An 18868-nucleotide genomic window follows, 5' to 3' on the forward strand; every position below is an offset into this window, starting at 1 on the left:
TTTTCTCGTCACCATCGTCAGCGTGGCCCGATTTCTGCCCTGCGAGCTAGCTTGCAGGGCTGACCAGGGACATCGCGGGTTTTTCCCGCTTCGATTTTTTGGTCTGCCCTTCGTGGTGCCGCAACGCCAAGCCTGATGGCCGGCATGCGCACCGTCAAAGTGCATTGAACCGGACTTTGCCTCCGGACAGACCAGAGAAATCAAAATGGCCCTGATCAGCCTCAAATCCCTCGGCGTAGCCATGAGTGCGCCGCTGTTTTCCAACCTCGACCTCACCATCGGCACGGGCGACCGGCTCGGCATCGTTGCCGCCAACGGTCGCGGCAAGTCGACGTTGCTCAAATGCCTGACCGGCGAAATGGAGCCGACCTCCGGCGACATCACTCGCACGCGCGGCCTGCGCGTCGGCCATGTCGAGCAGGCCGTTCCACCTGCTCTCCTCGACCAGAGCTTTCATCAAATTGTCGCCGATGCCTTGCCGGCCGAGCAGGCCGAAAGCGAGCTGTGGCGCGTCGACGTGGTTCTCGATTCGCTCGATGTGCCGGAGCCGATGCGCGAACGGACGATGCGGGCTTTGAGCGGCGGCTGGCAGCGGCTGGCGCTGATCGCGCGTGTCTGGGTCACCGATCCGGATGTGCTGCTGCTCGACGAGCCGACCAACCATCTCGACCTTGCCAAGATCAGCCAGCTGGAGGCCTGGCTGAATGCGCTGCCGCGCGAGGTGCCGGTGGTCATCGCCAGCCACGACCGCGCCTTCCTCGACGCCGTCACCAACCGCACGCTTTTCCTGCGCCCGGAACAGTCGCCGGTGTTTGCGCTGCCCTACTCCAGGGCGAGGCAGGCGCTGGACGAAGTCGACGCCTCGATGGCGCGCAAGTTCGAGCGCGACATGAAGGTGGCGCAGCAATTGCGCCGGCAGGCCGCCAAGCTCAACAACATCGGCATCAATTCGGGCAGCGATCTTTTGGTGGTCAAAACCAAGCAGCTCAACCAGCGGGCAGAGCGCCTCGAAGTATCAGCGGCACCGGCACACTGCGAGAGATCGGCGGGCGCGATCAGGCTGGCCAATCGCGGCACACACGCCAAGGTGCTGATCACGCTCGACGACGCCACGGTTGAAACGCCCGAGGGAACCCTGCTGTTCAAGACCGGCAAGCGTCATATCTGCCAGGGCGACCGCATCGTCCTGCTCGGCCGCAATGGCGTCGGCAAGACGCGTTTCGTCACCTTGATCCGCAACGCCATCGCCGAGCCGGAAACGGTGCCGAACGTGAAGGTGACGCCGTCGACGGTGCTCGGCTACAGCGACCAGGCGTTGGCCGGCATTAGCGGCAACGACACGCCGCTGGCGATGGTTTCGCGTCGCTACGATGTCGGCGAGCAGCGCGCCCGCTCGCTGCTTGCCGGCGCCGGGGTGGTCATCGAGATGCAGGAGAGAAAGATCGGCATGCTGTCCGGCGGACAGAAGGCGCGGCTGATGATGCTGGCGCTCAGGCTCGCTAATCCCAACTTCTATTTGCTCGACGAGCCGACCAACCATCTCGACATCGACGGCCAGGAAGCGCTGGAGGGGGAACTGCTGGCGCATCAGGCAAGCTGCCTGCTCGCCTCGCACGACCGCTCCTTCATCAGGGCCATCGGTAACCGCTTCTGGCTGATCGAGAAGCGGAAGCTGATCGAGGTCGAGGACCCCGAGGATTTCTTTCGCTCGGTGGTCGAAGCAACGGGCTGAGGAACTACCGGAGTGCATGGGCCGCATGGCGTTGCGGCCCATGCTTTCGCGTGTCTCGTAAAATACTTCCGGCGCCCTGTCGGATCGCCTGAACGTGCCGCGTCCTTGGGATGCCGACACGATGATGCCGGCTTCATCCGAGGAGAAAGCATCATGTCCATTCTGTCATCCATAGGTCGCGTCGCCATCCGTTACGCACAGAACCGCGCCCGCCATCGCAGTGAGCGCGAGCTGCTGTCCCTGCCGATCGAACTGCGCAAGGATATTGGCTGGCCGGAAATCGTTATCGACGCGCAAGACGGCCCGCGGATCCGCAGGGCGCCCTGACCATGCGGGCGAAAGATATCGATGCAGGCAGCCGTCGGGCGACCGTTGCTCAGTCATGCGTATCGCCCGACAGCGGCGTCGCCTGCATCGATCCGCGCCTTTCGAAAGCCTCGAACCAGCGCGTCAGCCGTGTCCGCTCGCGAAACGACGGAAGCTGGCGGAATGCCATCCAGGACAGTGTGGTGGCGAGCGCTATATGGCCGACATGGAGCGGGGCCTCATCATCCAGCGTGCTTTCGATCCAGTCGTAGCTCGCCTCGATTTTGTCCCGGTATCCCTCGGCAAGGGCGCCATAGCGTAGTTGTTCGGGTCTTCTTTCTGTCTCCCAACGCAAAGCTATGCCCGTCTGCGCCAACCCTTGAGCGACTGCTTGCAGCCGCAATGCTTGCCAGCGCGCCTCGCCGTCCTGCGGCAGCAGCTTGCGGCCGTCATGCAGCGTGTCGAAATAGGCGCAGATGACATCGGAATCGAAGAGCGGCGACGCGTCTGGCCGCAACAGCACCGGCACCTTTCCAAGCGGGTTTTCGGCATAGACGCGCGCATTGCGCAAGGTCGGACTGGTCTCGTGATGGATGACCTCGAGCCGATCGGCAATGCCGGCCTCATGCGCGAAGACGAGTGCCTTGCGCGCGAAGGGCGAATGGGTCTGGTAATAGAGAATCATGGTCGTCTCAGGCGGTTTGAAGAAGCGGCGCGGAGCCCCCTTTTCTAGCCTGCGAGCTCCGAGATTTGCGCTCTGATTGGCGGCCCCCGACGCAAGTTCATTTCACGCAAAAAAATTGCGGCGGCCATGTAGGAATGCCGGCACCTCGTTCGTCCTATGGTCCGCAAGGCCAGACCAAACGCCCGGACCAAACGCAAAGAGGAGCAAGACATGACCGACCAGACCCCCGTTCAGCCGGCCGCGAAAGTTCTCGGTGGATTGACCCCTTATCTGCAACTGGACGGCGCCTTCAAGGCTGCCGAGTTCTACAAGAAGGCCTTTGGCGCCGAGCAGGTGTTCTTCTACCCGCCCGATGACCAGGGCCGCACCATGCACATCCACCTCCACATCAACGGCTCGACCTTGATGATTTCGGATTTCTACCCCGAAAACGGGATGCCTGCCGTCAAGCCGCAGGGCTACACCATGCAGCTCCACCTTGGCAGCGACGACATCGATGCCTGGTGGAAGCGCGCCGTCGAGGCCGGCTGCGAAGTCGCCGTGCCGCTGCAGGTCATGTTCTGGGGCGACCAATGGGGCAACATGCGTGACCCCTTCGGTGTCGAGTGGGCGATGAACGCGCCGGCCAAGAAAGCCTGAGGCTTTTACCTCTCCCCCTGTGGGAGAGGTCGGATTGCCCCGGATTGCTCTTGGCAATTCGGCTGGCAATCCGGGTGAGGGGTAACTTGGCGCCAAGCCGGAACACCCGTCATCCGTCTCGGCGCTGCGCGCCGATCCGCCTTCTCCCACAAGGGGAGAAGGAAGAGCGCCGCTAACCAAGGAGAAACTCATGTCCTATGTCGATGGTTTCGTGCTGGCCGTGCCCAAGGCAAAGCTCGATGACTACAAAAGGCTGGCCAACCTCACCGGCCCCATATGGATGGAACACGGCGCACTCGCCTATGTCGAATGCATCGGCGACGACGTGCCCTATGGCGAGGTGACCTCGTTTCCGCGTGCCGTGCAGGCAAAAGACGACGAGATCGTCGTCTTTTCCTGGGTGGTCTATGAATCGAGGGAAAGTCGCGACACGGTGATGCCCAAGGTCATGGCCGACCCGCGTTTGACGCCAGATTGGGGGCCTATGCCCTTCGATATGAAGCGCATGATCTTCGGCGGCTTCCAGCCGTTCATTGAACTGTAGACCGGGCGTTCCGATGCCAACGGCAGAACGCGAAACTCGACTCGATTTCTCGAAAAAATAGGACCGACTTATGCGCAAGCTGATCGTATTCAACAGCATATCGCTCGACGGCTATTTTACCGACGGGCACGGCGCCATGGATTGGGCGCACAGCCAGGACCCGGAATGGAACGCCTTCGTCGCCAACAATGCCAAAGGCGGCGGCATGCTGGTGCTAGGCCGCGTCACCTATGACCTGATGATCCAGTTCTGGCCAACGCCGCTGGCCGCACAGATCGCGCCGGTGGTGGCCGAACGAATGAACACCATGCCGAAGGTCGTGTTTTCCCGCACGCTCGACACAGCCAGTTGGAACAACACCGAGTTGGTCAAAAGCGGACCAGCCGCGAAGCTCCGGGAACTGAAGCAGCAGCCGGGCAATCACATGACCATCCTGGGAAGCGGCAATCTCATCGCCCAATTGGCCGAGGAAGGTCTGATCGACGAATACCAATTCGTCATCGTTCCGGTCGTGCTCGGCGCCGGCAGGACGATGTTCGAAGGCATCGGCAACCGGCTCGACATAAAGCTGAGCCGATCGCAGACCTTTGGCAATGGCAACGTCTTTCTGTGCTACGAGCAGAAGGCGCAAGCCGATCAGCTCAAGGCATTGGCCTGATTGTTCAGTCCAGCCTGTCGAGCAGCGGCTTCAGCCTGTCACCATAGCGCTTCCAGAGATCGACCGAGCCCTGGTACATCGGCTGGCGCACTTGCGCCGCCGATGCCGTGCGCACCGGCCGGTCGGTCTCGTGGAACGACAGCGCCGCATCGTCCCAAGGCAGGCCGAGATGGGCGATCAGCGCCCGCGTCTGCCCTTCCTGGTCGGCGACGAAATCCTCGTAGCGCACATCGTGCACGACGCCGGGCAGCACGGCGCGCCAATGCGCCATGATGTCGGTGTAGAGATTGTGGAAATCGGCGAGCTCGCCAAGGTCATAGCCATAGCGGTGGCTGTCGCCGCGGAAATGCACCTTGTAGATCGACAGGCATGTCGCCGCCGCATCGCGCGCGCAATGGATGATCTTGGCCTTGGGCAGCATCATGTGGATGAAGCCGATGAGCAGGAAGTTGCCGGGCATCTTGTCGGTGACATGCTGGAGGCCGGGATAGCGGGCGTGCAGCATGTCGAGATAGGCTTGGCCCGCCTCGGCGAAGGCCTTGTCGGGCATGTCGGCTATCCCCTGGGGGAAACCGCCCTTCATGGTCAGCGGAAACTGTTTTCCCACCGCCGTCTTCAGGATCGAGAGCTCGCCCGCGCCATAGACCTTGGGATGGCTGGCAATGATCTGCTCGATCAGCGTGGTACCTGAGCGCGGCATGCCGACAACGAAGATCGGCGTGTCGTCGCTGATCGTGCTCGGCCTGTGCTTTTCGAAGAAGCCGGCGTTGAAGGTCGCCTTCATCGCCTCGAATTCGGCGCGCGTCCTGTCCGCATCGTAGTCGATGCCTTTGCGCCGGATCGCATTGCCCTCGGCGAAATAGTCGAAGGCTCTGTTGTAGTCCTTCAAATCGTCACTGGCCTTGCCGAGACCGAAGGACAGCTGCATGCGCGCCAGGCTGTCGGCCGGCGCCTTGGCATGCTGTGCCTCCATGCCGGCCAGCTCGGCGTCGCGCTCCTTTTGGCGCTTGACCTGCGCCAGCATCAGCCAGGCTCTCGCCATGCCGGGATCGACCGCCAGCGCCTGCCGGAAAAGGTCGGCCGCCTCGTCGAGCTTGCCCTTTTCCATCAGCCCGACGCCTAAGCCGTGCAACAGGTCAGCATCCTTCGGCCGGATGGTCAGCGCCTCGCGGAAGACGCCTAGCGCATCGTCCAGCCGTCCCGCCTCTTGCAGCGTTTCGGCAAGCCCGATGCGGGCGCGGACGTGGAACGGATTGCGCCCGATCGTGCCGCGATAGATTTCTTCGGCGCCCTCGAACTGGCCGAGCTGCTTCAGCGCCGAACCGAGATTGTCGCGCGCCGCAAGCTGATCTGGCTTGAGGTTCACTGCACCGCGGAAGAAATCCACGGCCGCGGCAACGCGGCCGAGATCGCGCATCACCGTGCCGAGATTGTTGAGAAAATCCGGATTGTTCGGCAGCAAGCGCACCGACTGTTCAAGCAGCGCCAGCCCATCGGCGCTGCGCCCGGTCTGGTGCAGCAGCAGCCCGAGGAAATGCGCAGCCGCAGGGTGATTGGCCTTTTGCGCCAGCACTTGCCGGTACAGCATCTCGGCCTCTTGCCGGCGACCGGCCTGATGGAGCTGCAACGCCTGCTGCACGCGCTGGTCGAGCCCTAGCGGCGGCTGTCCGCCTGCGCCTGCCCGTTGTTTTGGATCTCTGGTGATGGGAAACCTGCCGTGTTTGTCCGCTTGCCGGACCTAAGCCATGGCAGACGCAGATTCAAGAGCGGATCAAGACGGGATCCGGCCCTGTCAAATCAGGCGGTTGCTTTCGGCAAGCTGGCGCGCGCGGCGCAGCGTGCCGTCGGTGTCGGCGATCATCCGCCTTGCTGCCTCGTCGCTTCTGATCGTCAGCCGCGCCGAGGTGACTTTGATCGGCTTGACGATCGGCTTGATTGTCACGGTGGAGCCGTCCGGGGTTTTTACAGAAATCATGTTTTCTCCTCCTATGCCTAAATAAAATGCAAATGCCTGGACAAATGTTCCGGCGAAATATCAAACAATTTTTGAGAATGCATCCGCACCCTATCAGCATTCTACAGATAGTTATAGCGGACGATTTTTGCGATAAGATCAGGGATTTACAGGAATCTTCTTGATTTACCCGGGATTCCGGAATAAAGATTTGAGGTCAATTTTGGGTCAGGCTTGGCATCTCGCGGCGTCAGAGTTCTCGACCCGTGAACCTCATTCAAGATCGCCGATAACCCAGATTGCCGATACAGGGCGCGCGACACCTCGCGACCATTTCTCTCTTTCAAGAAACCGCTCGCGCGGATCGATAGAACATCGAGGCACCAGAATGTCCGGCCGCACCACCCATTCCATCGCCCACTTCGCAGCACCTTTCGTGCTCGGCGGGCTGGAAGGAAAATTGCCGGCCGGCGACTATGACATCGACCACGACGAAGAGCTGATCGACGGCATGTCGTGGCTTGCCTGGCGCCGTGTCGCCACCTTCATCCATCTGCCGGCAAGGACGGTAAAAAGCCCGACCAGCCAGCTCATCGCCATCGACCACGCCGAGCTCGAAACAGCGCTTCGGCAAGACCGGGAGAACGCCGCATGATCCGTTTCCAGCAGAATGCACGCCCACGCACCGACACGCCGGCGCATCTCTTCGCGATCGGCCAGACAGTGCGCATGAAGAGCCGCACCGGCCTGGTGCAGAAGACCGCGGAATTGTTCCAGATCAAGAGCATGATGCCGGTCAAGGACGGCTCGCCGCAGTACCGCATCCGCAGCGAGCAGGAGAGCCACGAGCGGGTCACCACGGAAGACAATCTCGAAGCGGCCGACAATCCGGCGGTCTAATGCATGTCGCCCAAAAGTGTGCAGCGGTTTTGGGAGAACGACATGCATGAAACAAAGGCCTAACCATCGCGGTTGAATGACAAGACAGGGCCCCATCCCGATCCACCGGAATGGATCAGGCTCTCGTCCGCACCTCAACAGACACACAACGAGGGACCAGAGAATGGCCAAGGGTCAACAGCGCAGCAATCGCGAGACACGCAAGCCCAAGAAGGACAAGGTGGCGGCAAAACCGGCCTCGCCCTTCGGTTCGGCGGTCAAGCAGGCGGAAACCGGACTGAAGCCGAAGTCCAAGTAGCGGAAGCAAACGGACCGCTCGCCGGTGCCTCGAAGGCGAGAGGCGCCGCTGCATATCTGACGCGATGCAGGATAGTTAAACGCCTGTCCAACACGGAGGCGCGCTTGAACTTCGTCATCGAGTTCTATCGGTCGCGCGATGCCGACGAGGCGATGCTCGACAAGGTGTCGCTGGAGGCGCCGAATTTGCGCGCCGCCTTGCAAGGCGCGAGCGCGCTGTTCCACACACTGGCCATGCCGCAGATCCCCGACCGCCTGCGTATTTCCGACGAGGATGGCAGCGAGCTTTACGCCGGGCCGGCTGATGGGGCATATCCCGTAGAAATGTGAGACGCGCCCCGCTCACGCCTCAGCAGGGACCGTCGTCGACGACGTTGTAGTCGGCGGCACGCGCCTCGCATTCGTTGGGGAAAGTGCGCAGTTCGCCATGGCGGCGGGCACAGACCGGAGCATATTCGCGGGTGCAGAATGTCTGCTCCTCGCCGGCACCACCACCGTCGCGGCACTCGCCGTCGCGCAGAATGCGATATCCGGCCCGCTCGGCAAGGCAGGCATTGGCGAAGGTCTGGCGGTCGCCGCCGCGCCGGGCGCAGACAGGCTCATAGTGCTTGGGGCAGAATTGCGGCTCCGGCCTTGGCGGGCGCGACCCTGGTCCCTCATCGACCACCACCGTGCAGGCGCCGAGAATTGCCGACAGGAACAGGATGGCAAAGCCCTGTCGCGAGAAGATTGCCGCAAGAAATCTCATGAATATGTCTCCCTCGAGACCCCCCGTCCCGGCACTAAACACGCCAGCCAATCCTCTTCATTCCGGTCGCAAATGCAACCCCCGTTTGCGGTCCGCCGTTTGCGGAAACGACGCGGCGCGCGTGCCGGCGCCACCCCTGACATCGCCCGCTTTCCAGCGCTGGACCATGCGTGGCGGGGCTCTGGCCGATGACCGGGGAGAGAGCCGGGGTTATCGATGCGCTACGTCGGGATGCGCCCATCGGGGCGCCCCGCGGGCCTATCTTGCAACCATCACGTTTCCGTGCGATAAATTTTGTGTTCGGGCATTTGCGACCCGGAGAGCGGAACGTTTTGGACGACCTTTCCCCGATACTGTGAATCTCTGACGGCCCCGTTTTCGGCGGGGGGTTTGACCATGCGCAAATGCGTGACTGCCGAAGCAACCACCGGGACTTGCCCACGGCGCCAGGCGGCGGGCAAACCACAAGACTGACACGGGTGAAGGAGTTTCCCCAATGGCCCAGACCGGCACCGTTAAATTCTTCAACGCGACCAAAGGCTTCGGCTTCATCACGCCAGACGGCGGCGCCAAGGATGTGTTCGTCCACATTTCCGCGATCGAGGCTTCGGGCCTGCGTACTCTCGTCGATGGCCAGAAGGTCACCTTCGACGTCGAGCCCGACCGCATGGGCAAGGGTCCGAAGGCGGTCAATCTGCGCGCAGCCTGAACCGTTGCGCGTCCGTTCGGACGTGCGAGAGGACGCTGCAAGACCTTGAGCCGGCTTCCGGAGTCGGGCCCGAATTTTTTCGAAGGCGCGACGGTTCTTGTCGCGCCTTTTTCGTGTCCGGCGCGCCTAATGCATGTCGCCCAAAAGTGCGCAGCGGTTTTGGGACAACGACATGCATCAAAACAAAGACTTAAAGTGCGTTGCATGAATCCGCTTCAACGCGACGCGCTTTAGCCCACCCCCGCAAAACTTTCTCTTGCCGATAGCGCTAAAATAAAGGACAAATTTCCCTTCGGGCATTTGCCGGCCCGAGACTGGACTTTATGGGATCAAAGGGAGCTTCCCATGCCGCAGACCGGCACCGTCAAATTCTTCAATCATGCCAAAGGCTTCGGCTTCATCACGCCGGACGATGGCGCGAAGGATGTCTTCGTCCATATTTCCGCCGTGCAGGCGTCGGGTCTTCCCGGTCTTGAGGATGGGCAGAAAGTGTCCTTCGACACCGAGCCGGACAAGCGCGGCAAGGGGCCGAAGGCCGTCAACCTTTCGGTCGGCTGAGCCGGCCTGAAAGACAGGACCGAACGGGGTGAGGTCCGCTCTCTGCGAGCGTGCGGTTTTTGTCGCACGCTTTGAATGTCTGAAAATTTCGTTCAGCCCCCGTTCAGCCACGGTCGCCTATTAATCTTTGGTAAAGCCGGACCGCATCCCCCCGAAAAATTGCACGGGCCGGCACGAAGGAGACCAAGATGAATCGCATTTTCAAGACCACCATCCTGTCCGCAGCCATCGCCGCGACCACGCTCGCCACCTTGCCTGCGGCCAATGCCGATGAGTGGCGCCATCACCGGCATCACAATGGTGACGCCCTCGCCGCCGGCGTCCTTGGCCTGGCGGCCGGCGCGCTGATCGTTGGCGCGCTCAACAACCCGCAGCCGACCTACTATGACCCCGGCTATGACGATTACGATGGTTACGCCCGGCCGGCACCGGTACGCCGCTACTACGTACAGCCGCGGGTCGTTTATGCCGATCGCTACGCCGAACCGTGGACCCGCGAATGGTACGAATACTGCTCGGATCGCTACCGGACGTTCAACTCCCGCTCGGGAACCTTCACCGGCAATGACGGCGAGCAGCATTTCTGCACCGCCAACTGAGTGCATGTCACCCAAAAGTGCGCAGCGGTTTTGGGACAACGACCTGCACAAGGCAGAGCAATAAAGCGCGAAGCGCTTTAGGACTTCCCTGCCCCAAAGCAAAAGGCGCTGTCCGCAAGGCCAGCGCTTTTTGTATTGAGTTCCCCGATTTCTGATCCGTTGCTAAATTAGGTCAGGAACGGATTGCTCCGCCGCTCCTCGCCGAAGCGGCCACCAGGTCCATGGCCGCAGATGAAGCCGATGTCGTCGCCAAGCGGCAGAAGCTTCTCCTTGATCGAGGCGATCAGCGCGGCATGGTCACCGCCCGGCAGATCCGTGCGGCCGACCGAGCCGCGAAACAGCACGTCGCCGACATGGGCGAACTTCGCCGCACGGTTGTAGTAGACGACATGGCCGGGCGCGTGGCCGGGACAATGAAGCACCTCGAACACATGCTGGCCGAACGACACGGTTTCGCCTTCGGTGAGAAACCGGTCGGGCACGCAGTTGCGCACCGGGTCGGTGATGCCGAAGCGCCTGGCCTGGTTCTCGAGATTGGCCAGCAGCGGCTTGTCGGCCTCGTGCGGGCCGATGATCTCGACGCCGAGCGCCTCCTTCAGTTCCATCGCACCGCCGGCATGATCGATATGGCCATGCGTGATCCAGATCGCGCCCGCGGTGATCGTATTGTCCTTCAGCACCGACAGCACCTTGTCGATATCGCCGCCCGGATCGACGACGACACCATGCTTGTTATCCATGTCGAACAGGATGGTGCAATTCTGCTGGAAGGGTGTGACCGGCACGATGCCGGCATTGAGCTGCCCCATGGTCGTCCTTTCGCTATCTCATCTCCGATGTAGAGACAGAGGCGAAAGCCGTCCACCGCCAAAAAGCGGCCGGCGCGTAGCCCAAAATAGAAATGGGCGGCCGCAGCCGCCCATGCGAGAAGCCTGAAACGCTGAAGGCTTATTTCTTCATCGCACCCATGACCGCACCGATGATGCCGGTCAGGATGGCGCCGCCGCCGGCACCGCCAACAATGTTGTTGAGGTTCAACGCGCTGCCCAATCCGCTGGTGGCCGCCGCAGCCGCTGCCGGATCGACCGCGCCGCCGCCGAGCAGGCTGCCGAGGATAGCCGCGCCGCCGACGCCGCCGAGAGCGCCGCCCAGGATTTTGGGAAGCTGACCCAAGGCTGCCTGTTTGAGCGCCGCGCCCACCGCCTGACCACCGATGATACCCGTAATCACCTGAATAATGATCGGAAGAAGCGTGTTCATGTCCATATTACCAGTCCCTCCATGACTGCCAGCCTCCCGGGCCGACGCCATCATGAGACGCTGAATTGGAGGAAAGTCAAATGCAGAGATGCTGAAATAAAAGGGGCGGCCCGAAAACCGCCCCTGCTTGACTAAAAAGCTGTGACTTACGCTATTCTGCGGCGATCGCATGCTTAGGCTGCACTGCGGCCGAGTAGTCATTCATCAGTGTTTTGGCGATTTCGCCGACCTCGAATCGGTAGGGCCCAACCTCCGAAACCGGCGTCACTTCGGCCGCCGTCCCGGTCAGGAAGCACTGCTGGAAGCCTTCCAACTCATCCGGCATGATGGCGCGCTCGATCACCTCGATGCCACGCTCCTTGGCAAGGCCGATGACCGTGCGGCGGGTGATGCCGTCGAGGAAGCAATCGGGCGTGGGCGTATGGATCTTGCCGTTCTGGACGAAGAAGATGTTGGCGCCCGTGGCTTCCGCGACCTGGCCGCGCCAGTCAAGCATCATGGCATCGGCATAGCCCTTGGCTTCGGCGGCATGCTTGGACATGGTGCAGATCATGTAGAGGCCGGAGGCCTTCGACTTGGACGGCGCGGTGCGCGGATCGGGCCGGCGCCATTCCGCCAGATCGAGACGGATGCCCTTGAGCTTCTGCGCCGGATCGAAGTAGCTCGGCCACTGCCAGATGGCGATGGCGCAGTTGATGCGATTGTTCTGTGCCGCAACGCCCATCTGCTCGCTGCCGCGCCAGGCGATCGGCCGCACATACGCGTCCTGGAACCCCTGCTTCTTCAACAGCGTGGTGGAGGCATCGTTGAGCTCGGCCACCGAATAGGGAATCTTGTAGCCGAGCAGATGTGCCGATTCATGCAGGCGCTCGGTATGCTCGTTGAGCTTGAAAATCTCGCCGCCATAGGCGCGCTCGCCCTCGAAGACGGCGCCGGCATAGTGCAGGCCGTGAGTCAGCACGTGGATCTTGGCGTCGCCCCATTTGACGAACTCGCCGTTCATCCAGATAAAGCCGTCCAGCTGGTCAAAGGGAACGGATGCCATGGAAACCTCCCGCGAGCGGCCGCCCGCACATTTTTTTCGTTGCGTGTTTCGTCTCGGCCGCGCCGGGCAGCCGGTGTCTCAAAGCGTAGGCGGATATTTGAGGGTTGGCAAACTCACGAAGTTCCGGAAAAACCGCTTCCCTTTGCCTTTTCGTTCGCAATCCACCGAAAAGCTTGTCAAAAATTACCATTGCCAGGAAATTACGTCAATAGTACTGACATAATTTCCTGCTTTGCATGGAGAAAAGATGACGGATCGAAGCCCAGCTGCCGGAAAACCGATCAGGACGGCGATCACCGACGAGGACGGCATCGACTTCGCCATCATCGAATTGTTCTTCTTCGCCTATCGCGATTTCACCTCCGATCCCGATCAGATCCTGGCCGACTATGGTTTCGGCCGCGCCCACCACCGCGTCCTGCACTTCGTCAATCGCCGGCCGGGCCTCACCGTCGCCGAACTGCTGGACGTGCTGAAAATCACCAAGCAGAGCCTGGCGCGCGTGCTCAAGCAACTGATCGACACCGACCATATCGTCCAGTTGCAAGGTCCTCGCGACCGCCGCCAGCGCGAACTCTACCCGACGGCCAAGGGCCGTGCCCTGGCACTGGCCCTGGCGCGGCCACAGTCGCGCCGCATCCGTGCGGCATTGGAGGATTCCGGAGCCACCGAACGCGCCTTGATCGAACGTTTCCTGGAAGCGATGGTGAATCCGGAACTAAGAGCGCAGATCGACATTGTGCCTGCGAACGCATCGGGGAAAAGCCATGGAGACCATTGAGAGGGTTGATCACCCGGCAGCACCGGACGACGACGCACCGCATCTGCTTGTGGTCGATGACGACACCCGCATCCGCAACCTGCTCAAGCAGTATCTGACCGAGAACGGCTTTCGCGTCACCGTTGCCGGAAATTCCGGCGAGGCCAGGCGAAAGCTTGTCGGTCTCGATTTCGATCTGATCGTGCTCGACGTCATGATGCCGGGCGAAAGCGGCGTCGATCTGACCAAGGCGCTGCGGGCCGAGAAGAACGTGCCCATCCTCATGCTCACCGCGCTGTCGGAAACCGACAGCCGCATCACCGGGCTCGAGGCCGGCGCCGACGATTATCTGCCCAAGCCCTTCGACCCGCGCGAGCTGATCCTGCGCATCAACAACATCCTGCGCCGTGGCGGCCCGACGACGACGCCCAAGGTCGAGCAGCTGGTCTTCGGCCCCTACACGTTCCAGATCGCCAGGCGGGAGCTGAAGCGCGGCGGCGAGGCGCTGAAGCTGACCGACCGCGAGCAGGAGATCCTGGCGATTTTCGCTGCAAGGGCCGGCGAAACCATACCGCGCCATGAACTCGTCGGCGACGATTCGGAAGTCGGCGAGCGCACCATCGACGTCCAGATCAACCGGCTGCGCCGCAAGATCGAGCGCGATCCGTCCAATCCGGTCTGGCTGCAGACCGTGCGCGGCATTGGCTATCGGCTCAGCGTGGAATAGAATGCCGACCTCGGCCCTTTGCTGAAAGGCCGCAGACGAGCGAAAAGGGCGAATGGCGACCACGGAACTGCAACAGCCGGGAAATGGCGGCTTGAGCGATCGCTTGACGCGCACGCTGAAAGCAATGCCGCGTGCCTGGAACCGGTTCTGGCGCCTGGTTGCGCTTTATATGCCCAAGCGGCTCTATGCCCGCTCCCTGATCATCGTCATTGCGCCGATGATCCTGCTGCAATCGGTCGTCGCCTTTGTCTTCATGGAACGCCACTGGCAGACCGTGACGCAGCGCCTGTCGCAGGCCACCGTGCGCGACATCGCCGCGATCATCGACCTGATCGAGACCTATCCGCACGACGCCGACTACGCCAATGTCATCCGCATCGCTCAGGATCGCATGCAGCTGAAGGTTGACCTGCTGCCGCCTGATCCGCTGCCGGCGCCCGGTCCAAAGCCGTTTTTCTCGATTCTGGACGATGTTCTCTCAACCGAGATCACCCGCCAGATCAACCGCCCGTTCTGGATCGATACGGTCGGCAATTCCAACATCGTCGAGGTCCGCGTCCAGCTAGAGGGCAAGGTGCTGCGCGTCTTCGTGCGCCGCAGCCAGGCCTATGCCTCGAACACCCATATCTTCCTGATCTGGATGGTCGGCACCTCGCTGGTGCTTTTGATGATCGCCATCCCCTTCCTGCGCAACCAGATCCGGCCGATCCTGACGCTCGCCGAGGCCGCCGAGAGTTTTGGCAAAGGCCGACCGATGCCGCGCGATTTCCGCCCGCGCGGGGCCGAGGAGGTTCGCCGCGCCGGCTTTGCCTTCATCCAGATGCGCGAGCGCATCGAACGCCAGCTCGAGCAGCGCACCGCCATGCTGACCGGCGTCAGCCATGATCTGCGAACCATCCTGACCCGCTTCAAATTGCAGCTGGCGCTGACCGGCGGCAAGGGCGAGACCAAGGCAGCGCTCGATCAGGACATCGACGACATGCAGTCGATGCTGGAGGGCTATCTCGCCTTCGCGCGCGGCGAGGCATCGGAAGACGCCGGCCGTTTCGATCTCGAGGCCTATTTCCAGAAGCTCGGCGAGGAGGCGACGCTGCACAAGCGCAAGCTGTCGACCGTGCTTGCCGGCGACCCGGATGTGCATGTGCGGCCCCACGCTTTCGCCCGGCTGCTGTCCAACGTCGTCGGCAATGCCTTCCGCTATGCCAAGACCGTCGAGATCACCGCCAACCACGGCCGCGGCTCGCTTCTCGTCACCATCGATGATGACGGCCCGGGCATTCCAGCCGAAAAACGCGAACACGTGTTCAAGCCTTTCGTGCGCCTTGACGAAGCCCGCAACCTCGACGCCAGCGGCACCGGGCTTGGCCTGTCCATCGCCCGCGACATTGCCCGCAGCCATGGCGGCGACATCACGCTTGACGACAGCCCGCTCGGCGGTTTGCGGGCGGTGATCAAGGTTCCCGCCTAGCTGCGCCTGGAACGAGGCTTCATCCGCCCGTCATGAAACCATGGTGAAGAGCGCGCATGAAGCGCGCGACCACTCTTGATTCGGCCTTGCCGCCTCACTTTGATCCCGTGCCCGCCCGGGTGCGCTGGAGCGAAGCGAGGGCGGCAAGCTGGTCGCCGTTCCGGCATCGTTTCAAGGCAACCATCGACCTTTCAAGCAAAGGGCCGCCATGCGCATATTGATGGTCACCGACGCCTGGCGCCCGCAAGTCAACGGCGTCGTCCACACGCTGGAACGGCTCACCGAAACGCTGAAATCCTTCGACGTCTCGGTTGATTTCCTGACGCCGAACATCTTTCGCACGCTGCCTTTGCCGACCTATCCGGATATAAGGCTGGCACTGACGACGCCGGGCAATGTTTCGCGCCTGATCGAGGCGCGCAAGGCAGACCATATCCACATCGTCACCGAGGGACCGCTCGGCATCATGGCGCGGCGCTACTGCCGCCACGCCGGCCGGCCGTTCACGACCAGCTATCACACGCGCTTTCCCGAATATCTCAGCGCCCGCCTGCCGGTCCCCGAAAGCTGGGCCTATCGCTGGCTGCGTGACTTCCACAATTCCGGACAGGGCACGCTGGTCGCCACCCAGTCTCTGGCCGACGATCTTGCGGCACGCGGCTTTACCAAGCTCAGGCCATGGACGCGCGGCGTCGACACAGATCATTTTCGGCCGGAGAAGAGGAAAGACCTTGGATTTCCCGGCCCGATCTTTCTCTGCGTCGGCCGTGTCGCCATCGAGAAGAACCTGACCGCTTTCCTCGACCTCGACCTGCCCGGCAGCAAGGTGATCGTCGGCGAAGGGCCGGAACTGGCAAAACTCAAGGCCAGATATCCGCAAGCGCATTTCCTCGGCCACCGTCCCAATGACGAATTGGCGGAAATCTATGCCTCAGCCGATGTCTTCGTCTTTCCCAGCCGCACCGACACGTTCGGCAATGTTATCATCGAGGCGCTGGCCAGCGGCACGCCGATCGCCGCCTATCCGGTGACCGGACCTATCGACATCGTCGGCGACGGCATTGGCGGGGCGGTGTCGAACGACCTGCGCGAAGCGTCACTCACCGCGCTCAATGTCGACCGCGCCGAGGCGCGCCAGCGTGCCTTGCGCTACAGCTGGAAGGCTTGCGCGGAAATGTTTCTCGACACGGTCGAGGAAGCACTGGGGATGCCGCGGAAACTTGCAGCCTGATAGATTTCGCGGTGGGATGTATTGGGATTCAGGTCAAACGAGCCGTGAATGGTGACTCCAGTAACCGGAGCGGAGCATACTTTTGGTATGTGAGCAGCGCAAGCACAGTTCCTTTCGAGAGCTTGTGCGACAGTTCCTTGCAGTGCATTATTCCGCATCTGTAGTTCTCTGCGGGATTGACGCCGATATCAACGCTGGACGAATTGCCTGCCGTATCGCCGAAGCGTCGCGTCTTGCGCATCAGCAAGACCGTTGCGAGGGTGTTCGACTATTGCCGTGCGAATGCCTGGTCACTCTTCGTGGCCGCCTGGTTTCCCTGCTTTCTGACGACGCTCTGTCTGACGGTGCTTGCTCTCATTCTTTTTGCCGATCCGGGGCAGGCGCCCACCTGGCTTCTATCGCGAGGCTTTGACCCCAGGACGTGGCTTTCTCCGATTGTTGCCGCGCCGTTCTCGGCGATGGTCCTTGCGTTCGTTCTGGACCGCATGGCAAACGCGCCCGAGCACGGCCGTGTCGTTGTTTCGCGCGGCGTTGAAAGTGTCAAACGCTTCGCTATCCCGGGCCTGCGCTTCGAGCTCGGCCGGCGGATCCTCCTGGCTGCGTTGCTTCTCGCGGCCATCCAGCTTCTATGCGGCTTTGCGGTGGACGGCGAGCACCGACTGCTTATTGCCGGCCTGCTGGCCACACGTGACCTGCCGCTCAACCCCGAGGACGTCGCGCCTTGGGCGTCGGCGATGGGAGTCTTCAACGGAATCGCAGGTGGTTTCGTACTGGCCTGCACATATCTCTTTGTCGGCGACTTTCTCTGGACGGGATCATTTGATCCAATCGGGTGCTGGCGTGCGCTCGACGGCAATCGTCTGCGCTTCGTCGCCATAATGTTCATCGTTTTCGCAATAGTTGCCATACTCAAATACGGGCTGGTCCTGGCCGCAGCCTTGATCCTGATTCCCGGGGATGGCGCGTCGCCCTTGAACCTTATGCTGATGCATTTCGGTCTAGCCTGGCCGTTCGACGTCCTGCATCTCGTGCTCTCAGCCGCAACGGTCGGAACCATTCTCGGCGCGTTTCGGCCCCCAGCTATCGCTTCAATCCGGCCGGCTGCGGCGTGATGGCGCCTGCCGCGACTTCTGAGCAGCGGCAGGCTGCTCGCTAGAACAGGCGACCGCCGTCGGGCACTTTGCGCTCGATCGCGCCAAGCACCACGGCGCCCTCCTCGTCGGGAAAGCCGAGCGTCAGCACTTCCGACATGAACGGCCCGATCTGGCGCGGCGGAAAATTGACCACGGCGAACACCTGCCGGCCTACAAGCGTTTCCGGCGCATAGTATTTGGTGATCTGCGCCGACGACTTCTTGATGCCGATGTCAACGCCGAAATCGATCTTCAGCCTGAATGCCGGCTTGCGCGCCTCGGGGAACGGCTCGGCTTCGACGATCGTGCCGGCACGAATGTCGACACGGTCGAAATCGGCAAAGCTGATCTCGGGCTTGCGCGCGCTGTTCGAACTCATCGCAGGTTCTGGCTCAAGCGTTTCCGTAGGTCTCGAACAGCACGCCGGCCAGCGCGTCCTTGGCCGATGTTCCCGACCAGACGACGAACTGGAATGCCTGGAAATAGCATTCGCAGGCTTCCAGCGCCGACGACAAAAGCACCTCGACCTGCTGGCTCGACGGCTCGACTCCGCCGGCCAGCAGCAGCGACTGGCGGAACATGATCGCGCCTTCCTGCTCCCAGAGGTCGAAATGGCCGAACAGCATCTGCTCGTTGATCAGCGACAACAGCCGCATCACCTCAAGAGCGCGTGCCTCCGGCACCTTGATGTCGAAAGCGCAGGCCAGATGCAGCGCTTCGAAATCCTCCATCCAGGAGAATGAGACATGGTAGTCGGTCCAGCTTCCGGCAACCGAAATCGAAATCTCGTCATCACCGGCCCGCTCGAAGGACCAGTCGTTGTTGTGCGCCACCTGCTCGATGACATCCACCGGATGGATTTCGCGGGAGAATTCGAGTTCGAGAAGTTCCATGGAATGCTTCCTGTCGTTCTGG

General features: G+C 61.8%; 26 protein-coding genes. 17 read left to right on the forward strand and 9 right to left on the reverse strand.

Annotation, left to right across the window (positions count from 1 at the left end; translation table 11 throughout):
* Positions 1 to 205: 205 nt before the first annotated feature.
* Both AC1D0N_RS15845 and AC1D0N_RS15850 read left to right on the forward strand, forming a co-directional pair.
* The gene (locus tag AC1D0N_RS15845; RefSeq protein WP_477245426.1) at positions 206 to 1732 is read left to right on the forward strand and encodes an ABC-F family ATP-binding cassette domain-containing protein; all 1527 of its coding nucleotides are present in this window, start codon (positions 206 to 208) and stop codon (positions 1730 to 1732) included.
* Positions 1733 to 1885: 153 nt separating this feature from the next.
* A complete protein-coding gene (locus tag AC1D0N_RS15850; RefSeq protein WP_477245428.1) occupies positions 1886 to 2059 on the forward strand; it encodes a hypothetical protein in 174 nt (57 codons plus the stop codon).
* A gap of 49 nt (positions 2060 to 2108) precedes the next feature.
* On the opposite strand, the gene AC1D0N_RS15855 is transcribed toward AC1D0N_RS15850, so the two are convergent.
* A complete protein-coding gene (locus AC1D0N_RS15855; protein WP_477245429.1) occupies positions 2109 to 2723 on the reverse strand; it encodes a glutathione S-transferase family protein in 615 nt (204 codons plus the stop codon).
* A gap of 210 nt (positions 2724 to 2933) precedes the next feature.
* Between AC1D0N_RS15855 and AC1D0N_RS15860 the strand changes: the two genes are divergently transcribed.
* From AC1D0N_RS15860 to AC1D0N_RS15870, 3 genes are all read left to right on the forward strand, one after another.
* The gene (locus tag AC1D0N_RS15860) at positions 2934 to 3362 is read left to right on the forward strand and encodes a VOC family protein (RefSeq protein WP_477245431.1); all 429 of its coding nucleotides are present in this window, start codon (positions 2934 to 2936) and stop codon (positions 3360 to 3362) included.
* A 190-nt stretch (positions 3363 to 3552) separates the two neighbouring features.
* Positions 3553 to 3906 carry a DUF1428 domain-containing protein gene (locus tag AC1D0N_RS15865; RefSeq protein ID WP_477245433.1) on the forward strand — a complete coding sequence of 118 codons (354 nt, stop codon included), beginning with the start codon at positions 3553 to 3555 and terminating at the stop codon, positions 3904 to 3906.
* A 70-nt stretch (positions 3907 to 3976) separates the two neighbouring features.
* A complete protein-coding gene (locus AC1D0N_RS15870; protein ID WP_477245435.1) occupies positions 3977 to 4564 on the forward strand; it encodes a dihydrofolate reductase family protein in 588 nt (195 codons plus the stop codon).
* Positions 4565 to 4568: 4 nt separating this feature from the next.
* On the opposite strand, the gene AC1D0N_RS15875 is transcribed toward AC1D0N_RS15870, so the two are convergent.
* Positions 4569 to 6152: a sulfotransferase gene (locus tag AC1D0N_RS15875; protein WP_477245437.1), complete on the reverse strand. Its 1584-nt coding sequence runs from the start codon at positions 6150 to 6152 to the stop codon at positions 4569 to 4571.
* A gap of 204 nt (positions 6153 to 6356) precedes the next feature.
* A complete protein-coding gene (locus tag AC1D0N_RS15880) occupies positions 6357 to 6539 on the reverse strand; it encodes a hypothetical protein (protein WP_477245439.1) in 183 nt (60 codons plus the stop codon).
* 367 nt (positions 6540 to 6906) lie between these two features.
* Between AC1D0N_RS15880 and AC1D0N_RS15885 the strand changes: the two genes are divergently transcribed.
* The 4 genes from AC1D0N_RS15885 to AC1D0N_RS15900 all read left to right on the forward strand — a co-directional run bounded on the left by AC1D0N_RS15885 (position 6907) and on the right by AC1D0N_RS15900 (position 8045).
* On the forward strand, positions 6907 to 7173 hold the full coding sequence (locus tag AC1D0N_RS15885; RefSeq protein ID WP_477245440.1) for a hypothetical protein: 267 nt from the start codon (positions 6907 to 6909) through the stop codon (positions 7171 to 7173).
* Positions 7170 to 7418 (forward strand): hypothetical protein, encoded by a 249-nt coding sequence (locus tag AC1D0N_RS15890; RefSeq protein WP_477245442.1) that lies wholly within the window; start codon positions 7170 to 7172, stop codon positions 7416 to 7418. The genes AC1D0N_RS15885 and AC1D0N_RS15890 overlap by 4 nt, the downstream gene beginning before the upstream one ends.
* 163 nt (positions 7419 to 7581) lie before the next feature.
* A complete protein-coding gene (locus tag AC1D0N_RS15895; RefSeq protein ID WP_477245443.1) occupies positions 7582 to 7716 on the forward strand; it encodes a hypothetical protein in 135 nt (44 codons plus the stop codon).
* Positions 7717 to 7820: 104 nt separating this feature from the next.
* Positions 7821 to 8045 carry a hypothetical protein gene (locus AC1D0N_RS15900; protein ID WP_477245445.1) on the forward strand — a complete coding sequence of 75 codons (225 nt, stop codon included), beginning with the start codon at positions 7821 to 7823 and terminating at the stop codon, positions 8043 to 8045.
* 19 nt (positions 8046 to 8064) lie between these two features.
* Here the strand turns inward: AC1D0N_RS15900 and AC1D0N_RS15905 are convergent, their stop codons facing one another.
* Positions 8065 to 8463, reverse strand: coding sequence for a Kazal-type serine protease inhibitor domain-containing protein (locus tag AC1D0N_RS15905; protein ID WP_477245447.1), 399 nt, complete (start codon positions 8461 to 8463; stop codon positions 8065 to 8067).
* Positions 8464 to 8959: 496 nt separating this feature from the next.
* Between AC1D0N_RS15905 and AC1D0N_RS15910 the strand changes: the two genes are divergently transcribed.
* The 3 genes from AC1D0N_RS15910 (at position 8960) to AC1D0N_RS15920 (ending at position 10329) form a co-directional block, all read left to right on the forward strand.
* Positions 8960 to 9172: a cold-shock protein gene (locus AC1D0N_RS15910; RefSeq protein ID WP_006202520.1), complete on the forward strand. Its 213-nt coding sequence runs from the start codon at positions 8960 to 8962 to the stop codon at positions 9170 to 9172.
* A gap of 345 nt (positions 9173 to 9517) precedes the next feature.
* Complete coding sequence (locus AC1D0N_RS15915) at positions 9518 to 9730, forward strand: cold-shock protein (RefSeq protein WP_013530020.1); 213 nt, start codon at positions 9518 to 9520, stop codon at positions 9728 to 9730.
* Positions 9731 to 9918: 188 nt separating this feature from the next.
* The gene (locus AC1D0N_RS15920) at positions 9919 to 10329 is read left to right on the forward strand and encodes a BA14K family protein (RefSeq protein WP_477245449.1); all 411 of its coding nucleotides are present in this window, start codon (positions 9919 to 9921) and stop codon (positions 10327 to 10329) included.
* A gap of 167 nt (positions 10330 to 10496) precedes the next feature.
* Here the strand turns inward: AC1D0N_RS15920 and AC1D0N_RS15925 are convergent, their stop codons facing one another.
* From AC1D0N_RS15925 to AC1D0N_RS15935, 3 genes are all read right to left on the reverse strand, one after another.
* Positions 10497 to 11138, reverse strand: a complete 642-nt coding sequence (locus AC1D0N_RS15925) for an MBL fold metallo-hydrolase (RefSeq protein ID WP_477245450.1) — start codon at positions 11136 to 11138, stop codon at positions 10497 to 10499.
* A 139-nt stretch (positions 11139 to 11277) separates the two neighbouring features.
* Positions 11278 to 11595, reverse strand: coding sequence for a hypothetical protein (locus AC1D0N_RS15930; protein WP_477245452.1), 318 nt, complete (start codon positions 11593 to 11595; stop codon positions 11278 to 11280).
* Between the two features lie 145 nt (positions 11596 to 11740).
* The gene (locus AC1D0N_RS15935) at positions 11741 to 12634 is read right to left on the reverse strand and encodes a branched-chain amino acid aminotransferase (RefSeq protein ID WP_477245454.1); all 894 of its coding nucleotides are present in this window, start codon (positions 12632 to 12634) and stop codon (positions 11741 to 11743) included.
* A 247-nt stretch (positions 12635 to 12881) separates the two neighbouring features.
* Here AC1D0N_RS15935 and AC1D0N_RS15940 point away from each other — a divergent pair, with 247 nt between their 5' ends.
* The 5 genes from AC1D0N_RS15940 to AC1D0N_RS15960 all read left to right on the forward strand — a co-directional run bounded on the left by AC1D0N_RS15940 (position 12882) and on the right by AC1D0N_RS15960 (position 17932).
* On the forward strand, positions 12882 to 13415 hold the full coding sequence (locus AC1D0N_RS15940; protein ID WP_477245456.1) for a MarR family winged helix-turn-helix transcriptional regulator: 534 nt from the start codon (positions 12882 to 12884) through the stop codon (positions 13413 to 13415).
* Positions 13402 to 14121 (forward strand): response regulator, encoded by a 720-nt coding sequence (locus AC1D0N_RS15945; protein WP_477245457.1) that lies wholly within the window; start codon positions 13402 to 13404, stop codon positions 14119 to 14121. Before AC1D0N_RS15940 ends, AC1D0N_RS15945 begins: the two co-directional genes overlap by 14 nt.
* A gap of 52 nt (positions 14122 to 14173) precedes the next feature.
* Positions 14174 to 15589 (forward strand): ATP-binding protein, encoded by a 1416-nt coding sequence (locus AC1D0N_RS15950; protein WP_477245459.1) that lies wholly within the window; start codon positions 14174 to 14176, stop codon positions 15587 to 15589.
* Between the two features lie 208 nt (positions 15590 to 15797).
* The gene (locus tag AC1D0N_RS15955; protein WP_477245461.1) at positions 15798 to 16820 is read left to right on the forward strand and encodes a glycosyltransferase family 4 protein; all 1023 of its coding nucleotides are present in this window, start codon (positions 15798 to 15800) and stop codon (positions 16818 to 16820) included.
* Between the two features lie 233 nt (positions 16821 to 17053).
* Positions 17054 to 17932, forward strand: a complete 879-nt coding sequence (locus AC1D0N_RS15960) for a hypothetical protein (protein ID WP_477245462.1) — start codon at positions 17054 to 17056, stop codon at positions 17930 to 17932.
* A 40-nt stretch (positions 17933 to 17972) separates the two neighbouring features.
* Here the strand turns inward: AC1D0N_RS15960 and AC1D0N_RS15965 are convergent, their stop codons facing one another.
* Both AC1D0N_RS15965 and AC1D0N_RS15970 read right to left on the reverse strand, forming a co-directional pair.
* The gene (locus tag AC1D0N_RS15965; protein ID WP_477245464.1) at positions 17973 to 18332 is read right to left on the reverse strand and encodes a tRNA-binding protein; all 360 of its coding nucleotides are present in this window, start codon (positions 18330 to 18332) and stop codon (positions 17973 to 17975) included.
* A gap of 13 nt (positions 18333 to 18345) precedes the next feature.
* Positions 18346 to 18846, reverse strand: coding sequence for a type III secretion system chaperone family protein (locus AC1D0N_RS15970; RefSeq protein ID WP_006202532.1), 501 nt, complete (start codon positions 18844 to 18846; stop codon positions 18346 to 18348).
* Positions 18847 to 18868: the final 22 nt, after the last annotated feature.

The organism is Mesorhizobium sp. P2_E10, from assembly GCF_056404235.1.